Origin of the sequence: Helicobacter magdeburgensis (assembly GCF_000765825.2) — a bacterium.
Lineage (GTDB): Bacteria > Campylobacterota > Campylobacteria > Campylobacterales > Helicobacteraceae > Helicobacter_C > Helicobacter_C magdeburgensis.
The window spans coordinates 12,235-36,028 of sequence record NZ_JRPE02000008.1; the positions used below are offsets into that span (position 1 = coordinate 12,235).

Consider the following 23,794-nt stretch of genomic DNA (forward strand, 5'->3'; position numbering starts at 1 on the left):
ATAGTTTTTGGCAATCTATGCTACAATATCGGCATTTATGCTTTTTTACACAAGAACGCACAGACACAAGGGAGTAAAAATGAAGCAAAACATTATCCGCTTTAGCGTATCTCTACCGCAGAATCTCTTAGACACTCTTGATGAAAAGCTCACGCACAAGGGCTATTCATCGCGTTCAGAGCTTGTTAGAGATATGATACGAGAAAAGCTCAACGAAGAAGTATGGAGCAATGGAGACGAAAGCACACAGGGCGTGGCTGTTTTAACCATTATCTATGATCATCATCAACGCGAACTTAATCAGCGTATGATTGATATTCAGCACATAAACACGCATAATGGAAATGTTGAGATTCTCTGCAATACCCACATTCATTTAGACCATCACAACTGCCTTGAGACAATCATTCTGCGTGGGGAGGGCAAGAAAATTGAAAATCTTAGCATTGAAATTGGCGGATTAAAAGGTGTGAAATTCTCTAAACTCACGCGCGCAAGTCGCTTTGAGTAAAGATTCAATCTTGTAATGTAAGCCAAGCTACGATGTCAAGTATCAAAATAGGGGCAAATAATCAAAGTCAAGATTCTGCATATTTTATCGCTATTTATGGTGGGAGCTTTGACCCGCCGCATTTGGCACATTTGGAGATTCTAAAAATCCTAACTAACAATCCCTTTTGCCTTCAAACTATTCTTTTGCCAAACTACCAAAATCCGCTCAAATCAAAATCCCTTTTTAGCCCAAATGAACGCCTTAAAATGTGTGAGATTCTAGCTCAAATAAGTGGAGATAAGACTACAATCAGTGATTATGAGATAAGGCAAAATCGCCCAACACACACGATTACAAGCATTCGCTCTTTACAAAAGCAGATTTCTAGCTTTTTAGATTCTAATCAGCTAGATTCTAGCCCACAAGCAAAACTTTGTTTTGTTCTAGGCAGCGATAGTTTTGAAACCCTGCATTTATGGAAAGATTCACAATCTTTATGCGAACTTGTGGAGTTTATTGTTGTAAAGCGAGAATCTAACACTATAACCCACCCGCAGAATCTTACGCCAAAAGTGAGAGCAAGTATCAATCTCTCGCATTTTAACGCTATTTCATCAAGCAAAGTGCGAGAGCTTCTACACAAGGGCGAGATTAACAAAGCGCTAAAAATGCTACCAGCAGAAATTTTTCCTTTTATCCACGCACATTTTCAGCTATAATGTCGCCTTTTTAAGTCATTTTAAAGGAGCAAACTTGCAGGCAGATTCAACAAAAACACAGCCAACGATGAACCAAAGATTGCAACGTATCCAAACGCTTTTAGAGGATAAAAAGGGGGAGGATATTGAGATTTTTGATTTAAGCGGAAGGGATTATATTGTAGATAAGATTGTGATTGTGAGTGCGATGATAGGGCGACATTCCTTTGCTTTGCTAGATCATTTGAAAACGGAGCTAAAGCCACAGGGTGAGATATTTTATGCCACAGAAGAAGAGAGTGAAGATTGGCTTATTGCGGATTTGGGGGATATTATGATTCATATTTTCACGCCAAATCATCGCAAGAGATTTAACCTTGAAGAGTTTTTAAACACAATGATTCATAACGAAAAAGAGAGTTTAAGTCCGCAGTCGTGAAAAGAATCTTATCTAATGAGTTTTGCTTACTTGCCACATTTTTGACACTTTTTGGGGTTGGATTCTTCCATATACCTTTTGCCCTAGATTCTAATGTGCTAGATTTAATCCAATGCTATAAGGACGACTTCACCATCGCTCGTTGGAGTAAAAAGTATTTATTCATTTGGGGATTTTCCATTCTTTGCTTTGCTGTGTTTTTTGTGAAAAAAAAGCTTGATGCCACATTCACTACCCGCATTTACACATTTATTTCCACACTACTAGCAAATCTTGCTTTTTTCTTTTTATGGCTTATAAATTTTGCTTTTATTATCGCATTTCATTGCACATATTATTGGGCATTTGATTGTCGCAATGACCCAGAACACACGCCCTGCTTAAATGCTTTCCCGCCAGAAATTGACACAGCCTACCTATTCTTTATCCTACCTTCATTTTTTATGCAAATCTTAATTTTAGGCTATGGATTTTATTCTAAGATTCTCACCCGTACAAACTGCTTTATTTTGATTTGGCTACTCGTGATAAGTGCCATAAGTGTGCTGATATGTTTTAGGGGCAATGGCATAGGCTGCTTTGACTAACAGCACAAATTTATTAGAATCTTTTTTTTTAAGATCCTATGCTTTTTCACATCTTTTACATAGCACTGCAGCGATGGCAAATCCTCCATCGTGGCTGATACTTAGGGCTATCTCATCTATGCCAAATTCACGCATTTTACTTTGAGTAAGATTCATAAGCGGTGCATTTTTAGAATCCTTACTTATAGTCATATCTAAAAAACTAAGCTCTTTGCAGATTCCAACGCCCAGTGCTTTAGCACAAGCCTCCTTTGCCGCCCAAAACCCCGCTATGCGAGAAATATTAAAAGCCTTGCTAGAATCTTTGTAGCAAAGATTTATCTCATCGGCAGACAAAAACCGCCTAAGCCCCTTTATGCCAAAACGCTCTACTAGCCTTTGCATACGCTCTATGCTAACAATATCAATCCCTAGCAATCCCTAGCTCACCACAAATTCAACAAAAAATACATCAAACACCTTGCCGTCCATCAAAAATTCGTTAATGCGTTTGACAATCTCATCTTTTACGCGACTTTTACCTTTTGTCGTTGCCACATCTTCAATAGACTTAGATGAGAGAATCTCATTCACAACATCTTTAATCATCGGCATCTTATTATCAAGCTCGGCTTTTGTCGCCATAGCCTTTGCCTCATCTTTATCAAGCTCAAATTGCATACTTGTTTTAAGGTATCTTTTACCTGTTTGTGTCATAAGATTCACAGTAAAAGGAATAGGACCTTCCGCTGGGTAAATAAGACCGGGCTGAAGCTTATCTACACTCCGCACAGAAATCGTATTGCCTACAATAATTTGTGCTGCCTTTTGTGAAGGCTGAGCAGCTTGAGCTCCCACCTGTGGGGTGTTCTCTTGCTTTTTCTCTCCCTCATCATCTCCACCCATAAGCATAAAGACCACAATGCCAACCAAAATGAGTAGCACCACAACAATGCCAATCACCACAAACAAAATTGCTTTGCTTTTTTTCTCTCCCCCGCTCTGTGGGGCTGCTTTTTCTTCTTCTGCCATTTTAATCCTTTGCAATATAATAAGTTAGAGTGCTTTTGCCAAAACTTCGCATTTTATACCGCATATACACGCCCAACATCTCCGGCATATTATACCCACTCAAATGCTCAAAAACAATAAACCGCACTCCACAAGGCCTAAGATTCCTAACCAACGCAAAAAGTCGCTCATATATGCCCTGCATTCCCTGCCGTATGCAAAAAGGCGGGTCCAAATACAAAATGGCTTTTTGCGTATGAATAAAGCCTTGTGTAAAAATATCGGTGCTGAAAAAATCGGCATTAAAGGTAGAAAATTTTAATATCTTTCCTAGCTTTTGTGCTACATTTTTAGCATTAGCAAGATTTTGGCATAAAATTTTATATGCCTCTGTGTCTATTTCATAAAATACCGCTTCACTCGCCCCAAGTGAAAGTGCCTCAATCCCCATAGACCCACAGCCCCCAAATCCCTCAATAAACACACAATCTACAATTTCACTTTTCATTGTATTAAAAAAAGATTCTTTTACAATGGATTTTGTTGGGCGTGTAGAAGATTTAGCATTCCATATCAGCTTTAAATGCTTTAAGACTCCCGATTGTATATGGAATCTTGGCTGCTTATCATTTGCCCCCTTTGTTTTTATCATTTGTGCCTTTACACTTGGTGCTTTTGCCATATCCGCCGCCTTATATGATATTCAAAGGATCAATCTCAATCTCGCAGAGATTTTCCGCTTGCAAACGCACATAATGCAAAAGCCCCAGCAATTCACGCGTAGAAGCACTTCGCACAAGCAACACAAAGCGATATTTATCATACAATCGCTCAAGCAACGCCTTAGAATCCCCCACAATCTCCACCTGCCCCAATGGATACTCCTGCAATAAATTTCGCACTTTTGCTAGATTTTCTAACGCCTTTTTTTCACTTTTATCCATAAAAGTCAAAGTCGCTAACCGCATAAATGGCGGATAAATCTTAGGACGAGAGCTAAGCTCAAAATGTAAAAAATCTTCATAATCCCCCAAAAACCGCTCCAAAAACGCCCCATTTGCACTCTCAATCCACACTTCCCCATCATACTTCCGCCCGGCTCTCCCAGCGATTTGATATAGCAAACTTAATGCCCGCTCATTACAGCGATAATCCGCACTTTTTAGCACATAGTCAATGCCTAGCACCACTGCCAAATTCACATTATGGTAATCGTGCCCCTTGCTTAGCATTTGTGTGCCAACAAGAATGTCAATCTCCCCGGCATTAAAGGCTTTTAGCGTATCTTTGAGCTTTTTATGCGTTGTGATATTATCCCTATCAAAAAGGGCGATTTTAGAATCCGCAAAAACTCTTTGTAAAAAATTAGCCACTTGTGCCGTGCCTATGCGAAAAGAGTTAAGATTTTCACTCCCACATTGCGGACAAGCCCTAGGGATAGCCTTGCTCCAATGGCAGTAATGACACATCAGTGCGTTTTTATCAAGGTGCAAAGACATATTGACCGAGCAAAATGCACATTCCACGCCACTGCCACAAGTTTGACACACAAGCATTTTGTAATGTGCGCGAGTGGGTAAAAATACAATCACTTGCTCTTTTTTCTCAAGCTTTTGGCGGATTTTTTCTATCATCTCTAGGGGGAGCAAGGCAGATTCTTCACCATTTGTAGATTCAGTATTTTGATTACTTGTTAGAATCTTAATATGCTTTTTAGAGCCAAAATACTGCCCTTTCAAACGATATAAACTCTTTTGCTTTGTAGCATAAAAGTAGCTTGACACACTCGGTGTAGCCGAGCCTAAAACAACTTTCATCTCACTTTGTTTTCCAAGATACAACGCTAAATCCCGCGTATTATAATGTGGCACACTTTGGGATTTATACGCATCATCGTGTTCTTCATCTACAATCACTAGCCCAAGATTCATAACGGGCAAAAAAAACGCACTTCTAGCCCCAGCAATCACGCGTATATCGCCATTATGAAGCTTATCTAAAAACTTTTTCTTTTGTGCTTTTGTAATTTTGCTATGCCAAATCCCCACCATATCACCAAAGACTGCCTTCAAGCGAGATTCTATCTGTGGAGTTAGGGCAATCTCTGGCATAAGAAAAAGGGCGTTTTTATGCTGATTTAGCGTTTGAGCGATAAGATGAATGTAAATTTCTGTTTTCCCACTGCCTGTATCGCCAAAAAGCAGGGGATTTGTGTGTGTTTGTAAAAAATGCAAAGCGTCATTTTGTGCGAGATTGAGCTTCACTTGTGGGACAATATCCACTTTAGAATCTTCATTCCCCTTATCTTTTGTAACACACAAAGATTCGTCAAAAGGCGTGAAAAGCGAGTAAGAGAGACTTAAACTCACGCAATAATACTGCATAATAAATTCAGCTAACATTTTTTGATGAGGCAGGAATCTTAAATGCGTTTTTTCTAGAATCTTGCATTCAAATGTGGGAGCGGGTGTAGATTCTAATACAACGCCCAAACACTCTTTATTTCGCACATTGATAGAGCATAGCTCATCTTTCACACATTGCGTTTCGCTGCCATAAGTCAAAATGGGGGATTTTAAGCCAAGTGGGGCGATAAGGTAATAATACAAACTTCACCTTTAAGCTTAGGGACATATCATTAAAGCATATTTCCCAATGCTTCAATTTGCACACTTTGTTGCGGAAGATTATCCGCACTTTCAAGGGATTTATACAAACTTTCAAGAGATTTGCAAATGAGAGCGTATTCTTGGGCTTTTGTAATGTAGAGTTTTAAAAGGGTGAGTGGCTCAACCTCTTGCATAAAAAGTGTCTTAAGCTCCGCTCTTACCTCATCGCATAATGGGTCAAGCGAGATTGTGTAGCGTTTGCCATTTAGGGCTATCTCTAGGCTTTCTTGCGCCATTATAGCCCTTGGTTATTGTTTGAATCTAAAGATTCATCGCTAAAAAAGCTTGTTTGCTGATTTGCAGGGCTACTGCTTTCGCCGTGCAACCCCTCATCAATCTTTGCAAAAAGATCTTCAAAACCCCTATCTTTATTTGCAATCTCTTCGTAAAGATTTGAAATTTGCGTATCTTTTGCTTCATTTTGTGCCTTGAGTGAGGCAATCTCAAGCTGTAAAGATTCTATTTCTTGTCGTTGTGATGTGATTTTGGAGAGCATTTCTTCTATCTTTTGGGAGAGTTTTTCCATAACGCTACTCATTGCCAATCCTTTAATTGTGAAAATGAAGTATAATTCTAACACAAAAATTTCAAGGAGTGCGGAAAAAATGGCAAAATTTATCCTAGAATCCCAATATACTCCAGCAGGAGATCAGCCCCAAGCCATTACAAAAATCACAGATTCTATTCTTAATGGAGCGAAGTATTCCACACTTGTTGGCGTTACAGGCAGTGGGAAAACCTACACTATGGCAAATATCATTGCCAAGCTCAATCTCCCAACTCTCATTATGACACATAATAAAACCCTAGCCGCCCAGCTTTATAGCGAGTTTAAGGGATTTTTTCCAAAAAACAAGGTAGAGTATTTCATCAGCCACTTTGATTATTACCAGCCTGAAGCATATATCCCGCGCCGAGATTTGTTTATCGAAAAGGATTCAAGCATTAATGAAGACTTAGAACGATTGCGGCTTTCAGCCACGACTTCACTTCTAGCCTATGATGATGTGATTGTTGTGGCTTCAGTGTCGGCAAACTATGGACTAGGCAATCCGCAAGAATATCTCACAATGATAGAAAAGCTAGAAGTGGGGCAGAGCTACACACAAAAAGCCTTGCTTTTAAAGCTCGTCAATATGGGCTATACGCGAAATGACAGCATTTTTGAACGAGGGAATTTCCGTGTAAATGGCGAAGTGGTGGATATATTCCCTGCGTATAATGAAAATGAGTTTATCCGTATTGAGTTTTTTGGCGATGAGATTGAACGCATTGGGGCTTTTGATGCGTTGGAAAGGCAGAATCTAGCGTGGCTAGAGAGCTTTGTGCTGTATGCGGCAAATCAATTTATCGTAAGTGAAAAGCGATTGCAACTTGCCCTGCAAAATATAGAATCTGAACTTGAAATGCGTTTGCAAGAATTTGAGCTAGAAAATAAGCAAATAGAATATCAGCGTTTAAAAGGACGCACGGAATTTGATTTAGAGATGATTAGAGAATCTGGAATCTGCAAGGGGATTGAAAACTACGCTAGACATCTCACAGGCAAAGCCCCGGGCGAGACGCCTTATTCCTTGCTAGATTATTTTGAGCAAAAGGGGAAGCCATATTTGATTATCGTTGATGAATCTCACGTGAGCCTGCCACAATTTGGTGGAATGTATGCAGGGGATAGAAGCCGCAAGGAAGTGCTTGTGGAATATGGCTTTAGGCTGCCTAGTGCGTTAGACAATCGCCCTTTGCGTTTTGATGAGTTTATCAATAAAGCCCCGCATTTTCTCTTTGTCTCTGCTACGCCTGCAAAACTAGAGCTAGAGCTTAGTCAAAACCATATAGCTGAACAGATTATCCGCCCAACAGGGCTTTTAGACCCGCTGTATGAAGTGCGAGATTCTGATAATCAGGTGCTTGATTTGTATGATGAGATAAAACTAAGGGTGGAAAATAATGAACGAGTGCTTATCACAACGCTGACTAAAAAAATGGCAGAAGAGTTAAGCAAATATTATGGGGAGCTTGGAATCAAGGTGCGATATATGCATAGTGATATTGACGCCATTGAGCGAAATCACCTTATCCGCTCACTGCGATTAGGGGAATTTGATGTGCTGATTGGCATTAACCTTTTGCGTGAGGGGCTAGACTTGCCCGAAGTTAGCCTTATAGCGATAATGGATGCGGATAAGGAAGGATTCTTACGCAGTGAGACAAGCCTTATCCAAACAATGGGAAGGGCGGCTAGGAATGTCAATGGCAAGGTGATTTTATATGCTAAAAAAGTTACAGGCTCTATGCAAAGGGCGTTTGATATTACAGACTATCGCCGAGCTAAGCAAGAGGCGTTTAACAAGGAGCATAATATTACGCCAAAGTCCGTGCAAAGGGGGCTTGAAAGTGAGCTAAAAATAGAATCTAGTGGCTTATCACGGCTCTATGAGAATGGGAGCAAAGGAAGTAAAAAGATCCCAAAATCAGAGCGAGATTCAATCATTAAAGACTTAACGCTTAAAATGCAGCAAGCCGCTAAGGTATTGGAGTTTGAAGAAGCCGCCAGAATCCGCGATGAGATAGCTAAAATCCGCAAGATGTAAAAGCTTGAATTTTAAAGAAGCTTTTCTACCCTTCACCCTACAAAATACTGCAATTTTGTAGCAAAATGATACAAATTGAAAAAAAAAACGCCCTTTGTTTTTATGGGCTTATATCTGCATTTGTCTATAATGCGATGTCTTGTATAACAAGGACAAATTACATTTTAAGGAGAAACAATGTTTCATTTTACAATATCCGTGGGAAATTTTATCGTCAAACTATGTTATGTGCTAAGTCTTGTTGGTGCTGTAATTTATGGTATAGGTTTAATGTCTATCGGTGATATTCTAGTAGGCTTGATAGGTATTGTCGCCGGAATACTACTAGTTATCTTAGCTTTTTATCTGCTTTTCATCATTATTGACATTCGCCAACAGCTTGTCAATCTTAACGCCAAACTTGATAAGAAGGAAAACAAGGAAAATCTCTAAAGCTCCCATTTTTTAAAAGAGCTTTTAGAATCTGCAATCCACCTTTAAAGTGGATTGTATTGTAAAGTTAATGAGCTACCGCTTCACTTGCACCCACACCGCTTTGAGCGCGGAAGTCTTGAGATTCAAAGCCACTTCTATCAATCTCCGCTCGTTTAGAGCCATCAAGCTTAGAGATAATAAAAATTGCTATAAAAGTCAAAGGCATTGTAAAAATTGCCGGATGATCATAAGGGAAAATAGCCACTTCAAAGCCAAAGCTTTTTACCCAAATGCTAGGACTTAAAACAACAAGTGTCAGCACTACAACAAGCCCTATAAGCCCACCCCAAAACGCACCTTTAGTTGTAAGATTCTTCCAATAGATTGAAAGCAACAAAATAGGGAAATTCACACTCGCTGCAATCGCAAATGCAAGTCCCACCATAAAGGCGATATTTTGCTTTTCAAACAAGAATCCTAGTGCGATAGCTAAAACCCCTAAGAATATAGTCGCACCTTTTGTTACTCTCATCTCTAATTTAGGGTCGCATTTGCCATCTTTGCAGACATTCACAAACAAGTCGTGGCTTATAGCCCCAGCCCCAGAAATCGCAAGACCCGAGACTACCGCTAAAATCGTAGCAAATGCCACCGCTGAAATAAAGCCTAAAAAGACATTGCCACCAAGCACTTCTGCTAGGCTAATTGCCACCATATTTGCCACACCGCTATATGAGCCATCAGGCTTTGTAAATTCAGGATTCCCATAAAGCAAAGCAATCGCACCAAAGCCTATGATAAAGGTAAGGATATAAAAATACCCAATAAGCCCTGTGGCGTAGAATACTGACTTTCTAGCTTCTTTCGCATCTTTCACTGTGAAAAATCGCATTAAAATATGTGGCAATCCTGCTGTCCCAAACATCAAAGCAAGTCCAAGTGAAAGGGCGGAAATCGTATCTGGTAGAAATGCACCCGGCGACATAATCGCTTCACCTTTTGGATGATGAGAAATAGCTTGTGAAAAATAATAAGTAAGATCAAACTTTGTCAAATACAGCACCATAATCGCCATAAAACTAGCCCCTGCCAAAAGCAGCACAGCCTTGATGATTTGCACCCAAGTTGTCGCGTGCATTCCACCAAAGACAACATAACAAATCATCAAAATCCCAACTAGAATCACCGCAACGCCATAAGGAAGTCCAAAAAGCACTTGTATCAACTGCCCAGCTCCAACCATTTGTGCGATAAGATAAAACACAATCACACTTAATGCTGAAATGGCAGAGATAACGCGAATAGGCTTTGCATCAAGGCGATATGCGGTAATATCAGCGAAGGTAAATTTCCCAAGATTGCGGAACTTTTCAGCGATTAGAAACAATATAATAGGCCACCCAACCAAGAATCCAATGGAGTAGATTAGCCCATCAAATCCATTTGTAAAAACTAACGCTGTAATACCTAAAAAACTCGCCGCACTCATATAATCCCCAGCGATCGCAATACCATTTTGCGCCCCTGTGATATTGCCACCAGCAGTGTAGAATCCACTCGCGGACTGACTTTTTTTGTTTGAAAGATAAGTGATAAATAATGTCGCTAACACAAAAGCTAGAAACATACCGATAGCAACCGGATTCACATCTGCCTTTGCACCACCTGTATCAAAAGCCGCACCAAATGCAGAGCCACCTGCTAATAAGCCTAACCCTGCGACCAAAAGTTTTGTGTTTTTCATTCTCCACCTCCATTTGCTATGCTAGATTCTGTAAAATTTTTATAATCAATCTCGCCATTTTGAAGAGGCTTTATCACATCACTTTCTTCTAACTCACGCAAAATCTCATCTTGATCTTTATCAAAATATGAATTTGCCAAAAAAGTGTAAAGCCCTGTCGCTACAACAGACAAAACAATCAAAAAGACTCCTACAATAATTCCAAGCGTAATTGAGCTAGGTCCCAAACGATAACCAAGCACTTCAGGAGCAAGCCCTACACCCAGAATAAAAATATAATAACAAACGAGTATTACCAATGAAAGCACTAGAGAAATTTTGTTTCGTTTAGAAACAAAATTCTTGAATCCAATAAGGGCTTTTAGCTGATTTTGAGATAGTTTCATAACTCTCCTCCTTTTTGTGTATTTTTGTATATTTATGCCACTTACATAGATAATAAAAGTAACATACTCCTATGCTACAATAAAATATATGTAACTAAAAGTAATTTATACCAACTCATTTTTAAATGGTAAAAAAGTAACACGACGCTATATTTTAATATATTTTTAAGCTAGAATTATAAAATTAACTTGAAACAAAAAGTACCATACATATGCGGAATCTCAAACGAATTTAAAAAGAATCTTTGAAGAAAGAGAAAGTCTCTAAGCCCACACAAAAAGGGCTTAGAGAAATAAGCAAAAAAAGGATTAAAGCTTGTTAGCGTGTTTGCTTAGGTAGTCTGCCACACCTTGAGCGTTAGCTTTCATACCTTCATCGCCTTTATTCCAGCCTGCTGGGCATACTTCGCCGTGTTCTTCAACAAATAGCATAGCATCAACCATACGAATCATTTCATCAACATTGCGTCCAAGTGGCAAATCATTAATCACAGCGTGGCGAACAACTTTATTTTTATCAATCAAAAAGCTTCCACGAAGTGCAACCGCACCATTAAACAACACATCATAATCGCGTGAGATTTGCTTTGTCAAATCTGATACCATAGGGAAGCTCACTGCACCAATCCCACCTTCATTGACAGGCACATTTCTCCACGCAAAATGCACTTCTTTAGAATCAATAGAAACACCAATCACGCTTACACCACGCTCCGCAAAGTCTTTCACGCGTTTATCAAATGCAATAATCTCGCTTGGACATACAAATGTAAAATCCTTTGGCCAGAAAAACACTACTGCACCATTTTTGCCAATATTGCTATACAAATTGAAGTTATCTTCAAATGTCCCATCTGCCTTAATTGCCTCAGCCGTAAAATCCGGTGCTGGTTTTGTAACTAACATATCAAACTCCTTAAGAAAAATATTGATAATAAATCTATTATCATAGGCATAATTGTATTTTATGCAGGTAACTCAATCCTAAATGATAATTTATTTCTTTTAGATTCTTTTATTTTTCATAGAAATAAGCACCCTACAAAGAGAATCTAGCCCATAAAAACTCTTTTATACTTCTAAAAATAAATCCTAACCTTCGCCCAGTAGCTCCTGCCCGGCTCGTAGATTCTATTTGTTGGGGCTATGTCGCCTATGCCTACGCCATTTTTAGAGAGATGATAGGCATAAAGCGTATTTGTGAGATTATCCACACCAGCAAGTAACATAAAATATTTGCGTTTATAGCCACCATAAAGATTAAGCGTTACAAAGCCTTGTGTCTTACCCAAATCTTTACCAACTACATTGCCATATTCAAGCATATAGCGGTGCTGTGCCGCATTAGCAATCATATCCAAACGCAAGAGCCACCCACCATTATCATAAAAAGCTGAAAGTTGCCCTTGCAATGGTGGGATTTGTGGCAGTGGTGAGTTAGCCTTGAATCCTGCTACATTTTTTAGATTCTCTGCGTAAGTATAAGCAAGCGATCCATAAAAATGCAAACTTTTCCACGCGATATATTCCGCCTCAAGCTCCCCACCACCCAAAAACGCATTTGTATTAAACGCACTAGTCTTATCTTTTTTATTCTCATCTTTTCCATAATGCAACATAATATAATCCGCAATATGCGACATAAATGCCGAAGCCTTAGCATTAAAGCTATCCACTTGATACACAAGCCCCATATCAAGCTGCGAATTTGTCTCTGGCTTTAGCTCCATACCCCCACCCTTGCTCCGCTCCCAAAAGTCCGCACCCCTTTGGGCTACACCCACGCCACTATATAATGTCAGCGTATCAAAATACTTCTCATACCGCAAAAAACCGCTACCAAGGTGATTTTGCATCTCTTTATCTGTGCTGTGTTGCAAGGTGGAGAGCGTATCATATCTCGCTCCAAAGGCTATGCTATGGCTAGATTCAGGCATATACTGCCCTTGTGCGAAAATACCCAGCGTTTGAAAGGTAAAGTTTGGCTTGTAAGCTTGATTTAAAACCGCATTTGCCTCATTCTTGCTTGGGCTGTCTTTTAACATACGCGAAGCGTGGAAGTCGTGGTTATAGTTCCCACCTACATAGAGTTCCCACGCATTTCCAAAGTAAAATTTTCCCTCCACTCTCCCACCGGTATTTGTGCGTTTAGGGTTGCTGACATTATATTTATTATCCATAACTTGCCGATATGAAAAATTATCCATAATATGATCAATCTCATTCCGCCACAGCCGCACTTCAAGACTATCAAAAGTATCGCTAATGTGTTGTTTATACGTAAGATTATATGAGATTCTATCAAATGTCCTAGCATCCATTGCCCTATCAGCATACGAAGCATTTCCACGCCCCAAATCAATATCTAACTCCAAGGCTGTATTTTGTGTAGGTGTGAGTGTGCCTATAAGGCTTACAGATTCTCTATTGTAGGCAGAATGCACCACCTTATTATCCCCAGAGCGATAGTCCCTAGATTCATAATGCGAGTAGATTGCTTGAATCGAGCCATATTTGCCCCCAGCCAACACATTTGCATTTGCATCAAATCTTCCAAAGCTCCCATACAACGCACTGCCATCAAAAGCAAATTGCGATTTACTAAGCCGCAAAATATCACGATCAAATAGCACCCCACCGCCAATCAATGCCCCATACCGCACATCTTGAGGACCCTTTAAAATGCTAATACGATTGTAATTTTCAGGAAAAATATAGGTAATAGTCGTATCCATTCTCCCACCACACGCACCGCTTAGATTCCCACCATTAAGAAAAATAGGCAGTCTTGAAGCACTTTGAGCGCGAAAAGCGATTTCACTGCCACCACCACCCTTGCGTGTCATTGAAAAAGCTGGAATTTGCAACATAGACTTTGCCACATCACCACTATGTAAAGGCGTATCCCTGCCTTGCCAAGAAAGATGAGTGGGATTTTGCAATACATCTCTTTGCAAAGCAACCACAACCGAAGGAGGCAGTTTTCTCTCTCTAGCAGAATAAGCTTTAGAATCTTGCAAAGTATGAGATGAATCCGCGTGAGCTTGAGTAGCAGGCAAGGGATTCTCGCTGATTAGAGTGTCTGCATAGCCCACACTTAGCATATTTACACAAATGCAGACTTGCCAAAAATGCCTTTTCACACTCATTCTCCACCCCTTATCTGCCATTTCAAGCCACCCAACATCTCACTCCACATTCTCAATAAAGATGAGATTCTAATAAAACAAGATAAACTAAAAGATTTTGCAAAGCAAACAACATTCTGCTGCCTTTAATCTATCACACCTTTATGACAATTAATTTTTCTTTGTTATAAGACATATGAGAAATGGTTTTACCCTTTACAGATAATATCAAAAGGAATCTTATGCAAAAATGTGCGTTTTTTGATAGAGATGGTGTGATTAACGAAGATTTGGGTTATGTGTATAAACAAAAAGATTTTATCTTTTGCGATGGGCTTTTTGAGCTTTTAGCCACACTTAAAAAGCAAGATTATCTTTTGCTAGTAATGACAAATCAATCCGGCATTGCACGGGGCTACTATACGCAAGAAGATCTTTTTATTTTACACCAATATATGCAGGACACACTCACACATAAGCTAGGATTCTGTTTTGATAGAATCTACCACTGCCTACATCTGCCAAGCCAAAACTGCGAGTGTAGAAAGCCAAATATCGGTATGGTAAAGGCTGCGTTAAAAGATTTTGAGATTGATTTAAGGCAGTCGTTTTTTGTAGGCGATAACATCACAGATATGCAATGTGCGGAGAATGCGGGTATTTGGGGTAAATTTTTGCTACAAAAAGATGAAAAAAATACTGAATCTAGCCAACATAGCATCAAAAATCTACAAAAAATTAGCACTTTGCACCAACTCCATAGTATAATACAAGCCAATGAAAGCTAAGGCAAAAACATTTCAAGGAGCAGGCAATGAAATATATTTATGATGATTTAGCGGATAAAAAGATTCTTATTACCGGTGGTGCGGGATTTATCGGCAGCAATCTTGCATTTTATTTTCAAAAGCACCACCCACAAGCCCAAATTTTTGTCTTTGATAAATTCCGCAATGATGAGCTTTTCCCAAGTGGGAATCCAACTTCTCTAGGACATTTTAAAAATCTCATCGGCTTTAAGGGCAATGTGATTGTAGGCGATATTAACAACACTAAGGATTTAGAAAAGCTAAGGGCGTATGATTTTGATATTATCTATCATCAAGCGGCTATTTCTGACACAACAGTGCTTAATCAAGAGCTTGTGATGAAAACAAACCACGAAGCATTTTTAAACCTCCTTGAGATTGCTAAAGATTGTGAAGCTATTATGATTTATGCCTCTTCAGCGGGGACTTATGGCAACTCCCCCGCACCAAATATCGTAGGAATTGGCGAATTGCCTGAAAATGTATATGGATATTCTAAGCTTTGTATGGACGAGAGTGTAAGAAAAATCCTTCAAAATGAGTCACACCGCCACATCATCGGTTTGCGGTATTTTAATGTCTATGGGGAAAGGGAGTTTTACAAAGGTAAAACCGCTTCTATGATACTTCAGCTTGGACTACAAGCCCTAGAGCATAAAAAAGTGCGATTGTTTAAACACGGGGAGCAAAAAAGGGATTTTGTATATATAGAAGATGTGATTCAAGCTAATGTCAAAGCCATAGAAGCCCAAAATGGTGGAATCTACAATGTCGGCAGTGGAAAAGCACGAAGCTTTAATGACATTGTTGCTGCTCTTAAAGCTGGGCTTGGGGACTTTGAAGTAGAATATTTTGACAATCCTTATAGCTTTTTTCAAACACATACAGAAGCGGACATCACGCAAACACAGCAGGATTTATCCTACACGCCACATTTTAATCTTGAATCTGGCATAGAGCGATACTTACAAGAGATTAAAAACATTTTTGCTAACAAGTAGGTGTGGAAAATGTTTAACCTTGAGACAAAAAGTCCAAAGATTCTCGTTGTTGGGGATTTGATGATAGATCACTATGTATGGGGGGATTGTGAGCGTATATCGCCTGAAGCCCCCGTGCAAGTTGTGGAAGTCAAAAATGAGAGCAATCGTTTAGGCGGGGCGTGCAATGTCGTGCATAATCTTGTGGCGTTGAATGCTGAAGTGTTTGTGTGTGGTGTGATTGGCAGTGATGATTCTGGCACTTGGCTTGGGGATAAACTAGAATCTATGGGCGTTGATATTTCTCATCTTTTCGTGGATACTTCTCGCCCCACGACTAAAAAAACCCGCATTGTCATTGGCAATCAGCAGGTGTTGCGTGTGGATAGGGAGAGTAAAAAACCCATAGATTCTACAATACAAGAAAACATTATGCAGAGAATCCACGCGGTGCTTGATATAGTGGATTGCATAATTGTGAGCGATTACAACAAAGGGCTTTTAAGTGATGAACTCACGCAACTTATCATTACTTACGCTAAGAATCAAGGTAAGCTTGTGCTATGCGATCCAAAAGGAGTAGATTATAGCAAATATAGCGGTGCGACGCTTTTAACACCAAATAAAAAAGAAGCCCAACTCGCCACGGGCATTAATATCACGGATAAAGATTCTCTTATTCAAGCGGGTATGAAGCTCAAAAATGAATGCAACCTTGATATTTCACTTATCACCTTAAGCGAAGATGGCATTGGAATCTTTGAAAACAACACATTACATCAAATCCCCACAAAAGCTAAAGAAGTCTATGATGTTACCGGAGCTGGAGATACCGTTATTGCCGCACTTGGTTTTGCTTTAAGCAGTGGTTGTGATATTGTAAAGGCTTGTGAGTTTGCTAATATCGCTGCAGCTGTGGTTGTAGGCAAAGTCGGTAGTGCTGTGGCTACACATAGCGAGATTTTGCAATACCTTAACGCTGAGCCTTCTCATTTGCATAATATAAAATCTAAATTCATCACGCAAGAAGCCCTTGTGTCCTTGCTTAAAGGGCTTAAGCAAAGCAGGGTTGTTTTCACAAATGGCTGTTTTGACATTCTCCATAAAGGGCATATCACTTATCTTAACAAAGCTAGAATGCAGGGCGATATACTGATTGTGGGGCTAAATAGCGATGATTCTATCCGCCGTCTTAAGGGCAAAACTCGCCCCATTAACAACCTAGAAAATCGTGCGTTTATGCTCTGTGCGTTAGAATGTGTGGATTATGTGGTGAGCTTTTCCCAAGATACACCCCTAGAGCTGATTAAAGCCTTGAAACCTGATGTGCTTGTCAAAGGTGGGGATTATCACAATAAAGAAGTTGTAGGCAGGGAGTATGCCAAAGAAGTCGTGCTGATAGACTTTGTAAAGGGGTATTCCACAACAAATATTATAGAATCTATCCAAAGGAGCAAAGTATGAAAGCATTTATAGAATCTGAATTTCACGCCCACATCCAAAGTGCAAATAAGATTTTCCATCTCACAGAGGAAATAGAAAAAGTCGCTAAAATCTTAACAAATGCCCTTGATAAAGGCAATAAGATTCTCATCTGTGGCAATGGCGGAAGTGCCGCAGACTCACAGCATTTCGCCGCTGAACTCACCGGCAGATACAAAAAAGAACGCAAGGGCTTAAGTGCCATTGCCCTAAGTGTAGATACCTCCGCCCTTACTGCCATTGGCAATGACTATGGCTTTGAGTTTGTTTTCTCTCGGCAGGTGGAGGCTTTAGCCAAAAGTGGCGATGTGCTGTTTGGAATCTCCACAAGTGGAAACTCTGCTAATGTGCTAAATGCAGCTAAAGTCGCTAAAAGTTTAGGAGCAATGGTAGTGGGCTTAAGCGGGAGAGATGGTGGGGCATTAAACCAAGTGAGTGATATAAATCTTGTTATGCCAGATAATGACACGCCTAGAATCCAAGAGCTACACATACTTGTGATACATATTTTATGTGATATTATTGAGCGAAACTCCCTAGAAAAGGGCGTATAAAAGGCAAATAATGCTTCTACCAAAAACGCTAGATTCTATCCATAGTATAGAAAAAGAAAGCTTCAAAGACACACTGAGTGATATGCTCCATACTGATGGACTAAATGTCGCTTTGGCAGATTTAATCTTTGGGCATTATTTTGTCTATACGCTCTTAGGCAATGGAATCTTGCAGCCTGTGTTTGTTTATGAAGGGCAGATAAGCTATAAGCACTCCCTTGCCAAAGGGCTACCAAAGCTCCACTTCTGCCAATGCAGTGAGATACAAAATGACTTTAGCTTAGAAAATAAAGCCCACACGCTATCCCACCACCATTATCTTGCTAAAATCACAAAACGCAACGCTTTTAGCTTCACTATCAAGCAGGGCTTAAGCGATGTGGGGCTGTATAATGACTATCCGCTAGAGCTTTGCCCTATGTGTAGTGATATTTTAGAATCTATGCGAGAGGGGCAAGTTATTGACAGCACACTTAGCGTATATTTGTTTAATCAAAATTTTTTAGAGCTTTTAGAAAAAAATGCGGAGTTAAGGCAAAAAGAAATAACCGCCCTGCAATTAGCTAGTCTTAATTGCTATAAGTGCAAAAACCTTATTGATATAGATAAAGATATGTGGCTGCAAGTTATGCCAAATAACATACTCAAAGTGTCTTGTTGCTAAATCAATGTTACCATATTAGAATTACTCAATCTTAAAAGGAAGAATTTTGTATAATTTTATAACAATTCTATCTATCTCTGTATTGTTTTTTTGTAGTTTTGCACAAGCAAAAGATTTTGTGGTGGATTGTGATAAATGCGTGATTGAAGTAATTTTTACTGATGAGGAAGTAGAGCATTTTAAAAAAGAAATGGGAGAGGAAAATTTTTATACCCTAGCCGATGATGCAAATTACTATGCCTACGCATTGGGAGAATACCTTAAATCAAATAGTTTAAAAATTAAGCATATTTCGCGTCTTGATACACATTACACAAGGCTTATATTTCCAAATGCAAATATTGATATTACAAAGCTTAAGTGGCTCTATGAGTATTATTTATACCAAAAGGGTAAAAAACCTCATAAACTTATAAATATTTCAGCTCCAGAAGATGAAATCAACAAATATTTTGATATTGCTAATCCAAAGAGATAGTCAAGCATAACCATAAGACATTAATCAAGTATGTGAAAATTACACAAAATCCATTAAACTTCTTGCTCTTTTAAGTGTGTATTTTCAAAAAGCACATTATTTTTACAATCTCAAAAACACCGAAAAATTTTTTAACCTTGTTCCCACTCCCCACTTGTCGCAAAGGAGACAAAAAAAGAGTTATTTCTTATCCTTTTTCTCCGCTTTAGTGTCGTGCTTGTGAATCCACTGCTTAATCTTAGCAAAACATTCTTCAAACAGATTCTTATATGGCTCGCTCTCTACCCCAAAGCTCTCTTGGAGCTTCTCTACTAGGGCTTTTTGCTCACTATTTAGTTTTGGTGGATAAGTGATTTTAATCTGGGCGACAAACTTCCCTCTATACACACTATTAACATCTTTTACCCCCTCATTATCAAAGACAAACTGCTCTTTATCACGCGTATTTGGTGGGATTTTAAGCTCTAACTCCCCACGCAGTGAAGGGATCTTAAGCGTTGTGCCAAGCACGATTGAAGTGAAAAACACCGGCACTTCCATATAAATATTTTCTCCATCACGCACAAACACTTCATCTTCTGCCACACTCACCGCAATGTATAAATCCCCTCTTTTTCCATTCTTATCCGCATTTCCCCTGCCACCAATGCGGATTCTATTGCCATCATCAATGCCTTCTGGGATACTCACTTCAAAGCTTTCACTACTCATCTCAAATGCAGAGCCTTTACATTTTGGGCATTTTTCAGCACTTTTTTGCCCAGCCCCCTTACAAGTAGGGCAAGTTTGAGCAAATGTCATAAAGCCCTGTCGCATATATACCTGCCCCTTGCCACCACAATCTTTACAAGTTTCAAGTTTGCCATCTTTGGCACCTGTGCCTTTACAATCACCACAAGCAACTTTAAAGCTATTATGTATCTCTTTTTTACAGCCAAACACCGCCTCTTTAAAGCTTAGCTCAAGCCCGATAATCTCATCAAGATTATATGCCCCTTTGCTTTTTTGACTTGAAAAGCCAAAGCTCCCGCCAAACGCAGATTCAAAAATTGAACCCAAATCGCCAAAAATATCGCTAAAATCTCTCCCGCTAAAGCCACTAAATCCAGAGTTTTGCAAGCCTTCTTTGCCGTATTTATCATAAATTTGTCGCTTAGAATCATCGCTCAAAACCTCATAAGCCTCATTGATACGCTTAAATTGCTCTTCAGCATTCTTATCATCAGGATTCCTATCAGGGTGATATTTTAATGCCATTTTGCGATATGCTTTTTTGATTGTCTCTTTGTCGCTTGTGCGTGTGATTTCAAGGATTTCATAATAATCAAATGTCTCCAAAACCCGCTCCTAAATTGTAAAAAGATAAAAATAAAAAACGGGATTGTAGCAAAAATTTATAAGGCAAAGTTAAATTCTTTAGCGTTAAGATTGCACCCTTTATTTCACACGCTCACACCCATCCAACAAAAGGTATAAGATGAACGCTTACAAATCAAGCCTTAGGGCTTTTGCAGACCTTATCGCCGCACTTGAAAAGCTCCCCACCATCGGCAAAAAATCTGCTCAAAAAATGGCATATTCTTTGTGCGTGGAAAATAAATTCCTAGGCTTAAATATCGCTCACGCCATTGAAAATGCTGCTCTTGTTGTAAAAAAATGTCATAAATGCCTTGGACTAAGTGAAAGTGAGATTTGTGAAATCTGTCTTGATGATACGCGGCAAAATGGGGAGCTTTGTATCGTGGCAAACTCACGCGATATTTTTACTATTGAAGAGATAGGGGAATTTCAAGGGCGGTATTTTGTGCTAGATTCACAACAGGATTTAGAACAGATTGACTTTTCATTACTCAATCACAGAATCCAAGCAGAATCTATCCACGAAATCATCTTTGCCCTAACGCCCAGTCTTGCCAATGAAGCTATTATGCTCTATATTGAAGATAAGATTAAGCCTCCATTAGATACACCCTTGCAATTTAGCAAAATCGCTCAAGGTGTTCCCACAGGCATTGGGCTAGATTCTATTGATCAGCTTTCGCTTTTAGCAGCCTTAAACTCACGCGTAAAACTCTAAAAAAGCAGTTTTTAAGGATTTTATTAATTTTTGATTTGTAGAATTGTCGCGTTGATTTATTCCAACAACGAAAGGATTGAAAATGAAAAAGTTGCTTTTTCTTACACTTTTAAGTTTTGCTAGTTTTGCGTTTGCAGAAGCTCCTGCGGTATTTAAAAAATGTATCGCTTGCCACGGACCTGATGCTAAAAAAGTAGCTCCGGGAAGCAAGGGCGGTATCACAATCGCTGGTATGGCTAAAGATAAACTTATCACAGAGCTTAAAGGCTATAAGGCAAAGACTGCTGATAATGGCGGTGCTAAGGCTATTATGTATGGTCAAGCGGCGAATTTAAGCGATGCTGATATTGAAGCTTTGGCAGATTATATCTCTAAACTTCCTAAATAAATACCTTTGCGGAGTAATCCGCAGGGCTTTTTCCACTTCATTATGGCTGAAATTATTTTAGATTCTAAAGCTTACAAACACAATCTCAATCTCATACATTCACATATCAATTCACACAACAAGTCAAATGTAGAAATCGCCGCTGTTTTAAAAGACAATGCCTATGGACACGGACTAAAAGAAATAGCTACAATAGCAGCGGATTATGGCATTAAGAGTGTGTTTGTTAAAAATTATAATGAAGCGATGCAAATCTATGAGTTTTTCCCACAAGTAACGGCTTTATATGGTATGCCACAAGGGGATTTTGCAACAAATATCGCCTTTGTTATCCACGATAAAGAGCATATCTCCGCCCTGCCACAAGGCACAAAAGTAGAACTCAAAGTCAATGTCGGTATGAATCGCAATGGCATAGAGCCTAGCGAGTTAGAAAGCTTTATTCAGGCAATTTTACAAAAAAAGCTAGAGCTTATCGGTGTGTTTTCACATAATGGCTATGGCGATGACTTGGATTCGGCATTTTTCCACACACAAAGCAATTTTGCTAAACTCAAACAAGAAGTGCTTCATTTAAGTCAAAAATATGGCTTTGCACCGCCAAGATTCCATTCCCTTAGCACATCTGGGGCGATTCGTGTCGCAAGTGAAGGGGGCATTACAGATGATTTAGTCCGCATAGGTATAGGTGCGTATGGCTACCTTGATGTGAGCTTTGAAAACCCCATAAGTGATAAATTACAAAAAGTCGCCTCGCTCTATGCCGATAGAGTTTCTACACGCTTTTTAGATAAAGGAGAGCGGATAGGATATAGCGGCTGCACGACTTTAGAATCTCCGCAGGTTGTAAGCACCTATGACATCGGCTATGGCGATGGCTTTTTCCGTGTGAGTGAAAATCACAAAGTCTATATCGCAAATGGCTTGCAGATTCTGCCGCGTTCATCTATGGACTGCTTTTCGTGCTTTTGTGATGAACCTAGAATCTGTGTGTTTAGTGATGTAACCCACCTTGCTAAAGCCTTTGGCACGATTAGCTATGAGATTTTAACTCACCTATCCCCCAGCATAAAACGCACCATTATTTAGCCTATGCACTCTGCAAGATTCTATCCCTTTACCCACAGCCCCTTGCAATGCCACTTTAACGCATCTTCAAGGGATTTTGTCGTCAAAGAAATCCCGCTTTATGAGCCAAGTGGCAATGGAGAGCATTTGCTAATTTATGTGCGAAAAAAAGGCTTAAGCACCTTTGAAATGTTAGAGCTTTTCTCGCAGATTCTAGGTATAAAAGTGCGTGATATAGGCTATGCTGGGCTAAAAGACAAAGCCGCTACCACCTATCAATATATCAGCATTCCCCGCTCTTTAGAATCTCGCCTAAATCTCATCTCACCTATTTTGCAAGAGCATAACATTAAGATTCTAAATCTCCACGCCCATAACAACAAGCTCAAAATCGGGCATTTAAAAGGCAATGAATTTTTTATGCGTCTTAAAAAGCTTCTACCGCATAATGCTACAAAGCTAGAATCCACACTTGAACTCATCGCTCAAAGTGGCTTTCCAAACTATTTTGGCGACCAACGCTTTGGCAAGGAGGGAGATAACTTTCAAAGTGGCAAGGCAATTATCCAAAATAGCCTTAAAATCAAAAATAAAAAGATGAGTAATTTTCTCATCTCTAGCTATCAAAGCCACCTTTTTAACGCTTGGTTAAAAACGCGTTTGCAATTTTCACAGATTTTGCATAGCTTTAGCCCAAACGAAGTCCTAAACGCCCTAGCCCAAGATGATTTTAAAGCCCTGCATAGCCCACACTACACGCCTAGCCTTATAAAAACCCTGCAAAAACAAAAACAACATTTTGTGCTTTTATCTGGCGATGTGATGTGCCACTATCCCTATGGCAAAAATTTTATTTGCGAAGATGAAATAGCAGAATCCCAGCGTTTTATGCTTAAAAATACCGCTCCAACAGGGGCATTATCTGGCTTAAAGCTCACTCACGCACAACATCTAGCCAAAGACATAGAATCTCACTTTTTAGATTCTGCCATCAAAGCAAATGGCACAAGACGCTATGCGTGGGTATGGGCAGAGCAGATTAAAGGCAAATATATCGCGGAAAAAGCCCAATATGAGCTGCAATTCTACTTGCCAAAGGGGAGCTATGCGACTATTTTTTTAGAAAGTTTGCTAGGGCAACAGAATCTTTAGGCA

The 23,794-nt window shown here is 39.5% G+C and carries 27 protein-coding genes; 16 read left to right on the plus strand and 11 right to left on the minus strand.

Going from position 1 to position 23,794, the window contains the following annotated elements; translation table 11 throughout:
• The first annotated feature begins 79 nt into the window (after positions 1 to 79).
• The 4 genes from nikR to LS74_RS06280 are packed head-to-tail and all read left to right on the plus strand — an operon-like array spanning position 80 to position 2,217.
• On the plus strand, positions 80 to 511 hold the full coding sequence (nikR, locus tag LS74_RS06265) for a nickel-responsive transcriptional regulator NikR (protein WP_034586346.1): 432 nt from the start codon (positions 80 to 82) through the stop codon (positions 509 to 511).
• A gap of 32 nt (positions 512 to 543) precedes the next feature.
• A complete protein-coding gene (gene nadD, locus LS74_RS06270; RefSeq protein ID WP_034586343.1) occupies positions 544 to 1,212 on the plus strand; it encodes a nicotinate (nicotinamide) nucleotide adenylyltransferase in 669 nt (222 codons plus the stop codon).
• Between the two features lie 34 nt (positions 1,213 to 1,246).
• A complete protein-coding gene (gene rsfS, locus LS74_RS06275; protein WP_034586340.1) occupies positions 1,247 to 1,630 on the plus strand; it encodes a ribosome silencing factor in 384 nt (127 codons plus the stop codon).
• Positions 1,627 to 2,217, plus strand: coding sequence for a hypothetical protein (locus tag LS74_RS06280; RefSeq protein WP_034586338.1), 591 nt, complete (start codon positions 1,627 to 1,629; stop codon positions 2,215 to 2,217). The genes rsfS and LS74_RS06280 overlap by 4 nt, the downstream gene beginning before the upstream one ends.
• A 36-nt stretch (positions 2,218 to 2,253) precedes the next feature.
• On the opposite strand, the gene acpS is transcribed toward LS74_RS06280, so the two are convergent.
• Genes acpS through LS74_RS06310 form a run of 6 tightly spaced genes read right to left on the minus strand, consistent with a single transcriptional unit; the run spans position 2,254 to position 6,414 of the window.
• On the minus strand, positions 2,254 to 2,634 hold the full coding sequence (gene acpS / locus LS74_RS06285; RefSeq protein WP_034586335.1) for a holo-ACP synthase: 381 nt from the start codon (positions 2,632 to 2,634) through the stop codon (positions 2,254 to 2,256).
• A gap of 3 nt (positions 2,635 to 2,637) precedes the next feature.
• Positions 2,638 to 3,228 carry a flagellar basal body-associated protein FliL gene (gene fliL / locus LS74_RS06290; protein WP_034586332.1) on the minus strand — a complete coding sequence of 197 codons (591 nt, stop codon included), beginning with the start codon at positions 3,226 to 3,228 and terminating at the stop codon, positions 2,638 to 2,640.
• 1 nt (position 3,229) lies between these two features.
• Complete coding sequence (gene rsmD, locus LS74_RS06295) at positions 3,230 to 3,889, minus strand: 16S rRNA (guanine(966)-N(2))-methyltransferase RsmD (protein ID WP_034586331.1); 660 nt, start codon at positions 3,887 to 3,889, stop codon at positions 3,230 to 3,232.
• A gap of 10 nt (positions 3,890 to 3,899) precedes the next feature.
• Complete coding sequence (locus LS74_RS06300; protein ID WP_034586327.1) at positions 3,900 to 5,816, minus strand: primosomal protein N'; 1,917 nt, start codon at positions 5,814 to 5,816, stop codon at positions 3,900 to 3,902.
• Between the two features lie 29 nt (positions 5,817 to 5,845).
• The gene (locus LS74_RS06305) at positions 5,846 to 6,112 is read right to left on the minus strand and encodes a hypothetical protein (protein WP_034586325.1); all 267 of its coding nucleotides are present in this window, start codon (positions 6,110 to 6,112) and stop codon (positions 5,846 to 5,848) included.
• Complete coding sequence (locus tag LS74_RS06310; RefSeq protein ID WP_034586324.1) at positions 6,112 to 6,414, minus strand: hypothetical protein; 303 nt, start codon at positions 6,412 to 6,414, stop codon at positions 6,112 to 6,114. Before LS74_RS06310 ends, LS74_RS06305 begins: the two co-directional genes overlap by 1 nt.
• 67 nt (positions 6,415 to 6,481) lie before the next feature.
• Here LS74_RS06310 and uvrB point away from each other — a divergent pair, with 67 nt between their 5' ends.
• Together uvrB and LS74_RS06320 are read left to right on the plus strand one after the other, a co-directional pair.
• Positions 6,482 to 8,467 carry an excinuclease ABC subunit UvrB gene (gene uvrB / locus LS74_RS06315; RefSeq protein WP_034586321.1) on the plus strand — a complete coding sequence of 662 codons (1,986 nt, stop codon included), beginning with the start codon at positions 6,482 to 6,484 and terminating at the stop codon, positions 8,465 to 8,467.
• 177 nt (positions 8,468 to 8,644) lie between these two features.
• The gene (locus tag LS74_RS06320) at positions 8,645 to 8,899 is read left to right on the plus strand and encodes a hypothetical protein (RefSeq protein WP_034586318.1); all 255 of its coding nucleotides are present in this window, start codon (positions 8,645 to 8,647) and stop codon (positions 8,897 to 8,899) included.
• Positions 8,900 to 8,966: 67 nt separating this feature from the next.
• Here the strand turns inward: LS74_RS06320 and LS74_RS06325 are convergent, their stop codons facing one another.
• From LS74_RS06325 to LS74_RS06340, 4 genes are all read right to left on the minus strand, one after another.
• Entirely contained in the window at positions 8,967 to 10,625 is a 1,659-nt protein-coding gene (locus LS74_RS06325; protein ID WP_034586314.1) for a cation acetate symporter, read from the minus strand.
• Positions 10,622 to 11,011, minus strand: coding sequence for a DUF485 domain-containing protein (locus LS74_RS06330; RefSeq protein ID WP_034586311.1), 390 nt, complete (start codon positions 11,009 to 11,011; stop codon positions 10,622 to 10,624). The genes LS74_RS06325 and LS74_RS06330 overlap by 4 nt, the downstream gene beginning before the upstream one ends.
• Before the next feature lie 309 nt (positions 11,012 to 11,320).
• Entirely contained in the window at positions 11,321 to 11,917 is a 597-nt protein-coding gene (locus LS74_RS06335) for a peroxiredoxin (RefSeq protein WP_034586309.1), read from the minus strand.
• A gap of 173 nt (positions 11,918 to 12,090) precedes the next feature.
• Entirely contained in the window at positions 12,091 to 14,160 is a 2,070-nt protein-coding gene (locus LS74_RS06340; RefSeq protein WP_236096843.1) for a TonB-dependent receptor domain-containing protein, read from the minus strand.
• Positions 14,161 to 14,381: 221 nt separating this feature from the next.
• Between LS74_RS06340 and LS74_RS06345 the strand changes: the two genes are divergently transcribed.
• Genes LS74_RS06345 through LS74_RS06370 form a run of 6 tightly spaced genes read left to right on the plus strand, consistent with a single transcriptional unit; the run spans position 14,382 to position 19,106 of the window.
• A complete protein-coding gene (locus LS74_RS06345) occupies positions 14,382 to 14,927 on the plus strand; it encodes a D-glycero-alpha-D-manno-heptose-1,7-bisphosphate 7-phosphatase (RefSeq protein ID WP_034586307.1) in 546 nt (181 codons plus the stop codon).
• Positions 14,928 to 14,953: 26 nt separating this feature from the next.
• Complete coding sequence (gene rfaD, locus LS74_RS06350) at positions 14,954 to 15,949, plus strand: ADP-glyceromanno-heptose 6-epimerase (protein WP_034586304.1); 996 nt, start codon at positions 14,954 to 14,956, stop codon at positions 15,947 to 15,949.
• Positions 15,950 to 15,958: 9 nt separating this feature from the next.
• A complete protein-coding gene (rfaE1, locus tag LS74_RS06355; protein WP_138128930.1) occupies positions 15,959 to 17,392 on the plus strand; it encodes a D-glycero-beta-D-manno-heptose-7-phosphate kinase in 1,434 nt (477 codons plus the stop codon).
• Entirely contained in the window at positions 17,389 to 17,964 is a 576-nt protein-coding gene (gmhA, locus tag LS74_RS06360; protein WP_034586518.1) for a D-sedoheptulose 7-phosphate isomerase, read from the plus strand. The genes rfaE1 and gmhA overlap by 4 nt, the downstream gene beginning before the upstream one ends.
• 10 nt (positions 17,965 to 17,974) lie before the next feature.
• The gene (locus tag LS74_RS06365) at positions 17,975 to 18,628 is read left to right on the plus strand and encodes a hypothetical protein (protein ID WP_034586515.1); all 654 of its coding nucleotides are present in this window, start codon (positions 17,975 to 17,977) and stop codon (positions 18,626 to 18,628) included.
• 46 nt (positions 18,629 to 18,674) lie between these two features.
• Complete coding sequence (locus tag LS74_RS06370; RefSeq protein ID WP_034586512.1) at positions 18,675 to 19,106, plus strand: hypothetical protein; 432 nt, start codon at positions 18,675 to 18,677, stop codon at positions 19,104 to 19,106.
• 180 nt (positions 19,107 to 19,286) lie between these two features.
• On the opposite strand, the gene dnaJ is transcribed toward LS74_RS06370, so the two are convergent.
• Positions 19,287 to 20,444 carry a molecular chaperone DnaJ gene (gene dnaJ, locus LS74_RS06375; RefSeq protein WP_034586509.1) on the minus strand — a complete coding sequence of 386 codons (1,158 nt, stop codon included), beginning with the start codon at positions 20,442 to 20,444 and terminating at the stop codon, positions 19,287 to 19,289.
• Between the two features lie 139 nt (positions 20,445 to 20,583).
• Between dnaJ and recR the strand changes: the two genes are divergently transcribed.
• The 4 genes from recR (at position 20,584) to truD (ending at position 23,791) form a co-directional block, all read left to right on the plus strand.
• Complete coding sequence (gene recR / locus LS74_RS06380; RefSeq protein WP_034586505.1) at positions 20,584 to 21,183, plus strand: recombination mediator RecR; 600 nt, start codon at positions 20,584 to 20,586, stop codon at positions 21,181 to 21,183.
• A gap of 82 nt (positions 21,184 to 21,265) precedes the next feature.
• The gene (locus LS74_RS06385; RefSeq protein WP_034586502.1) at positions 21,266 to 21,571 is read left to right on the plus strand and encodes a c-type cytochrome; all 306 of its coding nucleotides are present in this window, start codon (positions 21,266 to 21,268) and stop codon (positions 21,569 to 21,571) included.
• Between the two features lie 42 nt (positions 21,572 to 21,613).
• A complete protein-coding gene (locus tag LS74_RS06390; protein WP_034586499.1) occupies positions 21,614 to 22,660 on the plus strand; it encodes an alanine racemase in 1,047 nt (348 codons plus the stop codon).
• Between the two features lie 3 nt (positions 22,661 to 22,663).
• A complete protein-coding gene (truD, locus tag LS74_RS06395) occupies positions 22,664 to 23,791 on the plus strand; it encodes a tRNA pseudouridine(13) synthase TruD (protein ID WP_084584234.1) in 1,128 nt (375 codons plus the stop codon).
• Positions 23,792 to 23,794: the final 3 nt, after the last annotated feature.